The sequence below is a fragment of the Acinetobacter haemolyticus genome (assembly GCF_003323815.1).
GTDB lineage: Bacteria > Pseudomonadota > Gammaproteobacteria > Pseudomonadales > Moraxellaceae > Acinetobacter > Acinetobacter haemolyticus.
This window is the reverse complement of the sequence record NZ_CP030880.1, coordinates 821,374-832,678: the sequence shown is the minus strand read 5'-3', so window position 1 is coordinate 832,678 and position 11,305 is coordinate 821,374. Positions and strand designations below refer to the sequence as shown.

At 39.1% G+C, this 11,305-nt stretch carries 9 protein-coding genes; 3 read left to right on the top strand and 6 right to left on the bottom strand.

Annotated elements, in window-relative coordinates; genetic code table 11:
• Nucleotides 1-72: 72 nt before the first annotated feature.
• The 3 genes from DS737_RS03910 to DS737_RS03900 form a co-directional block, all read right to left on the bottom strand.
• Nucleotides 73-1,572 (bottom strand): cation:proton antiporter, encoded by a 1,500-nt coding sequence (locus DS737_RS03910; protein WP_113996810.1) that lies wholly within the window; start codon nt 1,570-1,572, stop codon nt 73-75.
• A 128-nt stretch (nt 1,573-1,700) separates the two neighbouring features.
• A complete protein-coding gene (gene ypfJ, locus DS737_RS03905; RefSeq protein ID WP_004640318.1) occupies nt 1,701-2,591 on the bottom strand; it encodes a KPN_02809 family neutral zinc metallopeptidase in 891 nt (296 codons plus the stop codon).
• A 43-nt stretch (nt 2,592-2,634) separates the two neighbouring features.
• A complete protein-coding gene (locus DS737_RS03900) occupies nt 2,635-3,552 on the bottom strand; it encodes a DUF808 domain-containing protein (protein WP_004640320.1) in 918 nt (305 codons plus the stop codon).
• A gap of 168 nt (nt 3,553-3,720) precedes the next feature.
• On the opposite strand from DS737_RS03900, the gene trpS reads away from it, so the two are divergent.
• The 3 genes from trpS (at nt 3,721) to DS737_RS03885 (ending at nt 7,540) form a co-directional block, all read left to right on the top strand.
• A complete protein-coding gene (gene trpS, locus DS737_RS03895; RefSeq protein ID WP_004640323.1) occupies nt 3,721-4,734 on the top strand; it encodes a tryptophan--tRNA ligase in 1,014 nt (337 codons plus the stop codon).
• A 414-nt stretch (nt 4,735-5,148) separates the two neighbouring features.
• Nucleotides 5,149-5,793 (top strand): YqiJ family protein, encoded by a 645-nt coding sequence (locus DS737_RS03890; RefSeq protein WP_004640325.1) that lies wholly within the window; start codon nt 5,149-5,151, stop codon nt 5,791-5,793.
• Nucleotides 5,794-5,827: 34 nt separating this feature from the next.
• Complete coding sequence (locus DS737_RS03885) at nt 5,828-7,540, top strand: flotillin family protein (RefSeq protein ID WP_004640327.1); 1,713 nt, start codon at nt 5,828-5,830, stop codon at nt 7,538-7,540.
• Between the two features lie 66 nt (nt 7,541-7,606).
• Here the strand turns inward: DS737_RS03885 and sucD are convergent, their stop codons facing one another.
• The 3 genes from sucD to lpdA form a co-directional block, all read right to left on the bottom strand.
• Nucleotides 7,607-8,497 carry a succinate--CoA ligase subunit alpha gene (gene sucD / locus DS737_RS03880; RefSeq protein WP_004640347.1) on the bottom strand — a complete coding sequence of 297 codons (891 nt, stop codon included), beginning with the start codon at nt 8,495-8,497 and terminating at the stop codon, nt 7,607-7,609.
• A 12-nt stretch (nt 8,498-8,509) separates the two neighbouring features.
• Nucleotides 8,510-9,676: an ADP-forming succinate--CoA ligase subunit beta gene (sucC, locus tag DS737_RS03875; protein ID WP_004640348.1), complete on the bottom strand. Its 1,167-nt coding sequence runs from the start codon at nt 9,674-9,676 to the stop codon at nt 8,510-8,512.
• 136 nt (nt 9,677-9,812) lie between these two features.
• Nucleotides 9,813-11,246 (bottom strand): dihydrolipoyl dehydrogenase, encoded by a 1,434-nt coding sequence (gene lpdA, locus DS737_RS03870; protein WP_113996809.1) that lies wholly within the window; start codon nt 11,244-11,246, stop codon nt 9,813-9,815.
• Between the last annotated feature and the right edge of the window lie 59 nt (nt 11,247-11,305).

Here is an 11,305-nt window from a genome sequence, read left to right as displayed (position 1 = left end):
TTTTTTCATTCTTATTTTTAACAAGTGGTCAATAATATTTTTTGACCACTTGTTAAATAAAAACAAAATCTATTAAAAATTATCTGGGTTTTCTAAACGCCTTACCTCTTCTCTCTTGTTTGGATGATGCATTGTTGCTACACCATCATCCATTTTCTGATCTAATAAAACCTCTGGATTATAAATCGTTATTGTTTCACGCCCTAAACTATCTTCACCAACAATATATTTAAAACCTCTTCGATTCATTTTGTTGCATATACGCTGATACAAACCTTTTAGTCCATTTGTTGCTTCATTCGGATTATAATAAAAAGCATTCATGACCGCTGGTAATCCTAAACCACAAATCACACCAGATAATAAGACGCTGATAAAAGTATATCCAATCAATATACTGCTATAGGCACTCAATGCAGGTATATTGGCAACTGCTAAAATCAGTGCAAGCGAAATCCCACCTCTCACACCGCCCCAAGATAAGATTGTTAAACTACCGTTATAGCTTTTGTTTCTAAAAGAAGGGAAAAGTGAGAAAGCAAGAAAGTTCGCAGCAAAGCGAGATAAATGAAGAATAATGAAAGCAATAATGCCACCAATAATAAGATTAGCACTTAAATCTAAAATAAATAACTCTAAACCAATTAACGTAAATAAAAACGAGTTGATAATTCCCTCGACAGTATGCCAAAAATGATTTACTTCACGTATTTCACGCTGCTCACGAATCTCTTGCCATTTATTACCAACGATTAATCCACCGATAACGCAAGCGATTGGTGCTGACGCGTGTGCAAACAAAGCAACCAGATAGGAACCACTCGCCAGCAAAGCAGTCGTCAAAATTAAGGATTCCATCTCATGCTTGCCACGTAATAAACGTAATATTCCAAAACCAAACGCAAAGCCAATAATTACAGCAACAAAGATTTCATATAATAATGTTTCTAATGTTGATATTAATGAAAAATGCTCACCTTGAATTACACTAAGTAATGTCATAAATAATGCAATACACATTGCATCATTAAATAATGATTCACCTTCTAGTTTAACCATTAAATGATGTGGTGCACGAATAGAACTCAATACTGCTTTAATTCCAATTGGATCTGTAGCGCCAAGTGCGGCACCCAGTAATAACAATACTGTGATTGGAACAGGATATCCAACGACCCATTGAAATATATATAGCAATCCAGCATAGAAACCGGCACAAAGGACTAAAGCAATGGTTGCTAAAATGCCAATGGGTTTCCAATAGTTCTTTAAGTCTGAGATTTTAAATTTTAATGCAGACGAAGTCAGGATAAAGCAAATTACGCCATTAATTAGAAAATCATAAAAATCAATATCACGCACTGCCGATTCAATATTTTGAATATTAATCGTAATGAACTGATTACCATGCAGTAAGCTTGCTCCCCACTGCAAGATAAAGACTAAAACTGCAGATACTATTGGCACACCAATCGCTTGTGGGAAACCCAATATTCGCTTATTGAAAATCGTGGTTGCAATGGATAATGCAAAAATGACCGTTAATGCTTGTAAAAGAAAGTAGTTACCCATACAACCTCTTTATTTTTTGAGTATAAAAAACATAGTGCTTCAGCTAAAAAATGAAATATAAAAAAATATTGTGTTTCCTTTAAAATCCCTCACTCTATTTATTGGAATAATCAACCAACTATTTTAACCTATGCGAAGGTATTACATTGATTAATATCACCTGATTTTAATCCCACTTGAAACCAATGCATACGCTGTTCGCTGGTACCATGAGTAAAACTGTCTGGTACAACTTGCCCTGTTGCTCGACGCTGTAAATAATCATCACCGATTTTTTTAGCAGCATCCATGGCCTCTTCAATATCACCTTGTTCTAAAAATTGGGTACGTTGATGATTTTTATTCGCCCATATTCCCGCAAAGCAGTCAGCTTGCAACTCTAAACGAACAGAAAGTTGATTGCCCTGTGTTTGGCCAGCTTGCGCACGTGCTTGCTGCACTTGTCCAGAAATACCCAGTAAATTCTGTATATGATGCCCCACCTCATGTGCAATCACATAAGCTTGAGCAAAGTCGCCAGCTTGATCTTTGCGAGAAAGCTCAGTTTGATTTTGTTCACCAGAAATACCCATCTGCTGGCGCATATCTCTAAAGAAAGAAGTATCGATATATACTTTTTGATCTGCTGGGCAATAAAATGGTCCCATTGCAGCTTGAGCAGTTCCACAGCCAGATCTCACCACACCACTAAATAGCACCAGTCGTGGTGGCTGATATGTCATTCCAAGTTGCTGAAAAATAGGTGCCCACGTATCTTCTGTATCTGCGAGTATAGTTCCAACAAAATCACTCGCCTCTTTCTGATCCGCAGTTAAATTTTGTGGTGCTGAAGTCTGTTGAGAAGATTGTGAATTCGTTACAGCTTGAGTTGCTTGATAAGCTTGTTGAGGATCAACCCCAAAAAACTTCCACGCAACGAAAGCTACAATTAATCCCAATATACTAATGCCACCTGCCTTTGCTCCGCCACCACGACGATCCTCAAGATTGGTACTAACACGACGACCTTTCCAACGCATAACGACCTCACAATTTATAATGATGACGGCTTAAACTTCAGGCTTATGCTTTTGAACGTAATTTTTGAATAAGGTTTATAATGATCAATACAATAGCTCCGGCAAGCAAACCCACACCTAGATTAATTAAGGTTGGTGTTAAAGCCCCTATAATCGAACCAAAACTCGGTATAAGCTCCAAATGATCAACTGTTTCTTCAGTAAAATGATGTAATAGTGGTATTGTATGCGTGATAATACCGCCACCAACCAAAAACATCGCAACCGTCCCAACTATTGAAAGTGTTTTCATCAGAATGGGAGCAAAACCAAGCAAACCACGACCAATTTTATTTTTTAATTCGGAAGTTTGTTGAGTCAAATATAAACCAAGATCATCAATTTTAACGATCATTGCAACTAAGCCATACACGCCAACCGTCATAACAAGAGCAATCAGGCTTAATACTGTAACTTTAGTCATAAATGCCGCTGTTGCAACAGTACCTAACGAAATCACCACAATTTCAGCGGATAAAATAAAGTCTGTACGTATTGCCCCTTTTATTTTTTCTTTTTCAAACTTAACTAAATCCACCTCTATTTCTTTCAGATTTTCAGCTGCTGCTTCAGGTGTTTGAGCTTTTTTATGATGCAGCAAATGGACAACTTTTTCGACACCTTCATAACAAAGGAATAAACCACCCACCATGAGTAAAGGGTTAATTAACCAAGGTGCAATAACACTAATCAAAAGTGCTAATGGAACGAGAATTAATTTATTAACAAATGACCCTTTGGCAACACTCCAAACTACGGGCAACTCTCGCTCCGAACGTACACCACTGACTTGCTGCGCATTCAAAGCTAAATCATCGCCTAACACACCTGCCGTTTTTTTCGCTGCCATTTTACTCATTACTGCCACATCATCTAATACAGTAGCAATGTCATCGAGCAACATTAACAAACCACTTGCCATATTCTTGTCCTAATTTGTATTTATCTATCGTATTGTAGAATTGCTTTAATGATTCACAAGAATATTTTTGAGAAAAAAAGTTAAAGCAATCGCTGACGAAAATTTTTTATTTCCCGTACAATAATGCCAATCTTATATTGATGAAATCACTAAATCTTGGAACATAACATGAGTAATGCTGATCATCGCCCAATTATTTTGACAGGCGACCGCCCTACTGGCCAACTTCACCTCGGACATTTTGTCGGTTCATTGCGCTCTCGTGTAGGTTTACAAGACAGTCATCACCAACACCTTCTATTGGCTGATGCTCAAGCGCTTACAGATAATGCCGACAATCCAGACAAGGTTCGCAATAATATTTTGCAAGTCGCCCTAGACTATTTAGCAGTTGGGATCGACCCAACCAAAACCACTATTTGTGTACAATCATGCTTGCCAGCGCTCAATGAGCTGACCATGATCTATCTTAACTATGTCACAGTGGCACGTTTAGAGCGCAATCCAACTGTAAAAGCTGAAATCCAATTACGTAATTTTGAACGAGATATCCCAGCAGGTTTCTTGTGTTACCCAATCGCACAGGCTGCAGACATTACTGCATTTAAGGCAACTGTTGTTCCAGTTGGCGAAGATCAACTGCCGATGATTGAACAAACCAATGAGGTCGTACGCCGTATTAATCGTCAAATTGGTCATGACTTATTACCTGAGTGTAAAGCGCTCCTGTCAAACATGGCACGTTTACCAGGTTTTGATGGCAAAGCGAAAATGTCGAAATCATTGGGTAATACCATTGTATTAAATGCTTCCGATAAAGACATTAAGAAAGCTGTAAATGCAATGTATACGGATCCGAATCATTTACGTATTGAAGATCCAGGTCAAGTAGAAGGTAATATTGTATTTACCTACCTTGATGCTTTTGATCCAAATAAAGAAGAAGTTGAAGAATTAAAAGCACACTATCGTCGTGGTGGTTTAGGCGATGGAGCAGTGAAAAAACGCTTAGAAGGTATTTTACAAGAATTGATCGCGCCAATTCGTGAACGTCGTGCTGAACTTGAAAAAGATCCAGATTACATCATGGATATTCTTAAGCAAGGTACGGAAAAATGTCGTGATATCACTCAGCAAACTTTAGATGAAGTTAAATCTGGACTAGGATTATTCAAGTTTTGATTTAGTCTAAAATATATCGAGAAAGCCCATTTTTTGGGCTTTTTTATTGCAAATAATTGATTTAAGTCTAATTTAAGAACTTCAATAAAAAATTCAAAACTAGCAATTTTTGTCACTTATTAACATCTATTAACATCTATTAACACGAATATGCATGAACTAGATCAAAGTTTTAAATATTATAGCGATGTAGATTAGCAAACACTAATCTCATGACATTTCTCCTTTTCAACCGAAACTGTTTTATGCAGATTCGTTGTTCAACGCAATGATCACCCCAATCATTGCGTTTTTTTTGCTTATAATATTGTGATTAATATCAGTTGAAATTAGGCTGACTTAGATTTATCTTATAACTGTTTTATTTATATAAAAATCTATTAAATATTTCAAAAAGAAATAAGAGTAATTTCGATGATTTTAGATCTCCTAACACACCCTTCAAATTTTATTTTTACTATTGCACTACTACTATGTTTATTTATTGGTGTTCTTGAAATTTTCCTACTCTTGCTCGGCGGTAGCTCTAGTTTTTTCGAGCAATTTTTACCAGACAGCTTATCCGATGTAAATCAAGCAGATGTTTCGCTTGAACACTCAAACAATGTGTTTATTCAATTTCTTGAATGGCTCTATTTAGGCAAAGTTCCATTACTCATTTGGCTGATTATTTTCTTAGCGGCTTATGGATTAACAGGGTTAATCATTCAAGATATTTTCTACCACCTGACTGAACATTATTTTTCAGCATGGTTAATTGCACCAGCCAGCTTATTTTTGTGTATGCCAATCGTTCGATTTAGTGCAAAATTCATCGCAAGAATTATTCCTAAAGATGAAACTACAGCCATTCATAGTGATGATTTAATTGGCCTCACTGCACATATTGTTTTAGGTGATGCAAAACCTAATTCCCCTGCTCAAGCCAAAGTCAAAGATCAATTTGGTCAGACACATTATGTCTTAGTCGAACCAGAACTTGATACTATCTTTTATCAAGGCCAAGACGTTATTTTAACGCAAAAAACCAAAATCGGCTTTCAAGCCATTGCTACATAATCTTTATTAAAGTGTTTACATAGAGGGTTTTTAGATGCTTACTTCAGCATTGACTGAAATTTTAATTATTACCGGTATTATTTTCGCTGTACTGATCTTTATTGGGGTGGTGATTGCTCGATTATATACACGCTCTAGCAAAGAAGTCTCTTTTGTTCGTACAGGTTGGGGCGGAGAAAAAGTGATTTTAAATGGCGGTGCAATTGTACTTCCTGTTTTACACGAAATTATTCCAGTAAATATGAATACCTTACGCCTAGAAGTGAAACGTGCAGCAGATCAAGCACTTATTACCCGTGATCGTATGCGTGTTGATGTGATGGCTGAGTTCTATGTTCGTGTTAAGCCAATTGCTGAATCGATTGCGACTGCAGCACAGACTTTAGGTCGCAAAACCATGTCCCCACCTGAGCTGAAAGATTTGGTTGAGGGGAAATTTGTCGACTCACTTCGTGCTGTTGCGGCTGAAATGGCAATGGAAGAGTTACACGAGAAACGTGTCGATTTTGTACAAAAAGTCCAACAAGTGGTTTCTGAGGACCTATCGAAAAATGGTTTAGAGCTTGAAACCGTATCATTAACAGGTTTAGATCAAACTAGCTTTAAATTTTTCAACCCACAAAATGCCTTCGATGCTGAGGGTTTAACCAAACTTACAGAAACCATCGAAGATCGTCGTAAGAAGCGTAATGACATCGAACAAGATACTGATCTTGCCATTCGTGCGAAAGACTTAGAAGCTGAACGTAGAAGATTAGAAATTTCTCGCGAAGAAGAATACGCAAAACTGCAACAAGAACGTGAGATTTCGATTCGTAGAGCTGAACAACTTGCTGAGATCGCGTCACAAGAAGCTGGTAAAAAACGTGAAGCAGAAGAAGCTCGTATTGCTGCAGAACGTGAAGTTGAGTTGAAAAGAATTGCTGCTGCCCGTGATGTCGAGAATGAAAACATTCAAAAATCACAATTGATTGAAAAAGCACAAGTTGAACAAAAGAAAACCATTGAGCTTGCGGAACAAGATCGTGCTATTGCGATTGCAGAAAAGTCACGTGCTGAATCTGAAGCAAAAGCGCAAGCAGATAAAGCACGTGCTGAAGCAGTAAAAGCTGAAGAAGAAGTTGTGACTGTACGTGAAACCCAACGCGCGGAACGTCAAAAAGCTGTCGAGTTGGTTGCAGCAAAACAAACAGCAGAAAAAGATGCGATTGCGATTACGGTAGCGGCCGATGCGGGTAAAAAGGCAGCAGCAGATGAAGCTGAAGCTGTACGTATTGCTGCTGAAGCTGATGCTGAAAAGATTCGCTTAAAAGCTAAAGGTGAAGCCGATGCTAAAATATTGCTTGCTCAAGCTTTAGAGAAACAGTATCAAGTTGACGCGGAAGGTGCTCGTGCAGTCAATGAAGCTGCCAATACTCTTTCTGCTGAGCAAGTGGAAATGCAAGTGCGCTTAGCATTGCTCAAACATCTACCAGATATTATTCGTGAAAGTGTTAAACCAATGGAAAATATTGATGATATCAAGATTTTACAGGTTAATGGTTTAAATGGTTTTGCTGGTGGTTCTGCTGTGTCAGGTGATAATGCAGAACACGGCACAACAGCTTCATTATCCGATCAGGTGGTGAATAGTGCCCTACGCTATCGCTCACAAGCACCATTGATTGATAGCTTAATGAGTGAACTTGGCTTACAAGGTGGCGATATCAATGGTTTAACCCAAGGGTTGAAACCAAAAGCTGAGTAAGCATTTTGATCCATTAAAAAAACCCCAATGTCTCCATTGGGGTTTTCTCAGATTAAATCTAACGAATTACGCTAAACCTTTCTCTTTTAAAACTTGCATCATTGTTGAACCAAGCTCAGCTGGGCTACGAGTGTAAGCCATTCCCGCACGTTCAAATGCAGCGAATTTCTCTTCAGCAGTACCTTGACCACCAGAAATGATCGCACCAGCGTGACCCATACGCTTACCTTTAGGCGCAGTTACACCAGCGATGTAACCCACTACAGGCTTAGTCACGTTAGATTTGATGAATTCAGCAGCTTCTTCTTCCGCTGTACCACCGATCTCACCGATCATGATGATTGCATCAGTATCTGGATCGTCTTGGAACAATTGAAGCGCTTCGATCTGGTTCATACCTGGGATTGGGTCACCACCAATACCGATACAAGTAGATTGACCTAAACCAAGCTTAGTTGTTTGAGCAACAGCTTCATAAGTCAATGTACCTGAACGTGAGATGATACCAATACGACCTGGTTGGTGGATGTGACCCGGCATAATACCGATCTTACATTCACCTGGAGTGATCACGCCTGGGCAGTTAGGACCAACTAAACGAGTACCGTTACCGTTAGTTTCTAAGTAGCGTTTAGCTTTAAGCATGTCGATTGTTGGAACACCTTCAGTGATCACAACGATCAAGCCAACACCTGAATCAACCGCTTCAACGATTGAATCTAAAACGAATGGAGCTGGTACATAGATAACAGAAGCATCAGCTTGAGTTTCACGAACCGCTTCTTTCATTGTGTTGAATACAGGTAGGTCAAGGTGAGTTGTTCCACCTTTACCTGGAGTAACTCCACCAACAACTTTTGTACCGTAGTCTAAAGCTTGTGCAGAGTGGAAAGTACCGTTTTTACCAGTAAAACCTTGTACCAATACTTTAGTGTCTTTATTAATTAATACGCTCATGATTGATACTCCTTAGGCTTTAACTGCAGCTACAACTTTTTCTGCGGCATCAGATAAACCGTTCGCAGAAATTAATTTCAAACCAGATTCATCAAGTAATTTCGCACCTAACTCAGCGTTGTTACCTTCTAAACGAACAACAACTGGAACAGTTACGTTTACTTCTTGAACCGCTGCAATAATTGCTTCAGCAATCATGTCACAACGTACGATACCACCGAAGATGTTGATTAAAACACCTTGTACAGAAGTATCAGCAAGGATGATTTTGAACGCTTCGATTACGCGCTCTTTAGTTGCGCCGCCACCAACGTCAAGGAAGTTTGCAGGCTGACCACCATAAAGTTTAATGATGTCCATAGTTGCCATTGCAAGACCAGCACCGTTCACCATACAACCGATGTTACCTTCTAAAGCAACATAGTTAAGATCAAATTCAGATGCTTTTAATTCACGCTCATTCTCTTGAGATTTGTCACGTAAAGCAGCGACTTTAGGTAAACGGTAAAGCGCGTTAGAGTCGATACCTACTTTCGCGTCTACACATAAAATATCGCCATTTTCACGAACTGAAAGTGGGTTAATTTCAAATAATGCAAAGTCATTTTCTACAAATGCTTGGTAAGCTGCGCCCATAATTTTTACAAATTGGCTCACTTGTTTGTCTTTCAAACCTAAAGCAAACGCAACTTCACGCGCTTGGAATGGTTGTAAGCCAACTAATGGATCAACTTCAACTTTGATAATTTTTTCAGGAGTTTCTTCTGCAACTTTCTCGATTTCTACACCACCTTCGGTAGAAGCCATGAAAGTAATACGACGGCTAGAACGGTCTACAACCGCGCCTAAGTAAAGTTCACGCTCAACTGGGTAAACGTCTTCAGCAACGATAATGCTGTTAACAGGTTGACCATTTGCATCTGTTTGATACGTTACAAGACGAGTACCAATGATGTTGTTCGCGAATTCGATAACATCTTCTTTAGATTTTGCAACTTTAACGCCGCCAGCCTTACCACGACCGCCCGCATGAACTTGCGCTTTCATTACAGCGAATTTACCACCAAGCTGTTCAAATGCAGCAACTGCTTCGTCTGCATTGGTTGCCAAGATACCTTCTTGTACTGGCATTCCGTATTCTTTCAATAACGCTTTAGCTTGATACTCATGTAAGTTCATTTAGTTACCTACTATGTTGTTTGGTGTGATACAGCCCAGTTGTTTTTAGAGCTGGGCTGCTACATATTGAGTAAATGAAAGTCTAAATAAGACCATCATCATCATTTAAAAAAGTGTGGCAAGCCACACTTTTTGTTTATTTACGCTTGCGTTGAATTGCGTGGATTGCACGACCATCAACAGAAAGCGCCGCTTCATGTACAACTTCAGAGAATGTTGGGTGACCAAAAGTCATCAATTGCAAATCTTCAACTGAAGATACAAATTCGAGTGCGATCATACCTTGGTGTACGATGTCAGACGCATTTGGACCAACAACGTGCATACCTAATAGACGATCAGTTTTTGCATCAGCAACAAACTTAACAAAACCGGCAGTATCACCTGCAGCCAATGCACGTCCGTTCACCGCAAATGGGAATTGACCTGCTTTAACTTCGTGACCTTTTTCTTTTGCTTGTTCTTCGGTTAAACCAACCCAAGCTGCTTCTGGATGCGTATAAATAACGCTGATGATTGTGTCATAGTTCACTTGAGCAGCATGACCGTGAATACGCTCAACAGCCATTACTCCCTCTTCCATTGCTTTATGTGCAAGCATTGGACCACGAACTAAATCACCAATTGCATAAACACCTTCAACAGATGTTTGGCACTGATCATTCACATCAACTAAACCGCGTTCAGTGAGTTTAATGCCACAATCTTCTGCCAATAAACCTTCTGCATATGCTTTACGGCCTACACATACGATTAACTTGTCAAAAACTTGTTCTTTGTCTTCACCAGCTTGGTTATATTTAACCGTTACTTCGCGACCATTGGTTTCAGCACCAGAAACTTTTGCACCGATACGAATATCTAAACCTTGTTTTTTCAAGATTTTTTGATATTCCTTCGCCAATGCTTTATCAGCCATTGGTAAGAATGCATCTAATGCTTCAAACACAACAACTTCAGAACCAAGACGACGCCATACAGAACCAAGCTCAAGACCGATAACACCTGCACCGATGACACCAAGACGCTTAGGAACTTCTGGGAATTTCAATGCGCCAGTAGAATCAACAATTAAATCTTCATCTACAGGAGCAACAGGAATGTTTACAGGTACAGAACCCGTCGCAAGAATGACGTATTTCGGTTCTAAAACTTGTACATCACCTTCAAATGGTGTGAATTCTACTTTTTTACCTGCAAGTAATTTACCTGTACCTTGTAACCACTCGATACCATTACCTTTAAGTAACTGAGCAACACCACCAGTTAATTGTTCAACGACTTTGTCTTTACGCGCTAACAAAGTATCTAAATCAAATTTAACTTCACCAGTCGTAATACCGTGTTCAGCAAGTTCGTGAACAGTAGCTTCATAACGATGAGAAGAGTCAAGTAATGCTTTAGAAGGGATACAACCCACGTTTAAGCAGGTACCACCTAAAGATGGCTTACCGTTGTGAATACGTTTTTCAATACAAGCGACTTTGAAGCCAAGTTGAGCTGCACGAATCGCCGCTTCATAACCACCAGGTCCACCGCCAATAACAACAAGATCAAACTGTTGAGACATTTTTATCTCCAAAACCCCATATAAAGGATCACTTTATATGGGAGGCAATATTTGTAGTA

Excerpts from the sequence above, each read along its gene's own strand:
- DS737_RS03910 (WP_113996810.1), bottom strand. The coding sequence starts at position 1,572 with ATGGGTAACTACTTTCTTTTACAAGCATTAACGGTCATTTTTGCATTA.
- ypfJ (WP_004640318.1), bottom strand. The coding sequence starts at position 2,591 with ATGCGTTGGAAAGGTCGTCGTGTTAGTACCAATCTTGAGGATCGTCGT.
- DS737_RS03900 (WP_004640320.1), bottom strand. The coding sequence starts at position 3,552 with ATGGCAAGTGGTTTGTTAATGTTGCTCGATGACATTGCTACTGTATTA.
- trpS (WP_004640323.1), top strand. The coding sequence starts at position 3,721 with ATGAGTAATGCTGATCATCGCCCAATTATTTTGACAGGCGACCGCCCT.
- DS737_RS03890 (WP_004640325.1), top strand. The coding sequence starts at position 5,149 with ATGATTTTAGATCTCCTAACACACCCTTCAAATTTTATTTTTACTATT.
- DS737_RS03885 (WP_004640327.1), top strand. The coding sequence starts at position 5,828 with ATGCTTACTTCAGCATTGACTGAAATTTTAATTATTACCGGTATTATT.
- sucD (WP_004640347.1), bottom strand. The coding sequence starts at position 8,497 with ATGAGCGTATTAATTAATAAAGACACTAAAGTATTGGTACAAGGTTTT.
- sucC (WP_004640348.1), bottom strand. The coding sequence starts at position 9,676 with ATGAACTTACATGAGTATCAAGCTAAAGCGTTATTGAAAGAATACGGA.
- lpdA (WP_113996809.1), bottom strand. The coding sequence starts at position 11,246 with ATGTCTCAACAGTTTGATCTTGTTGTTATTGGCGGTGGACCTGGTGGT.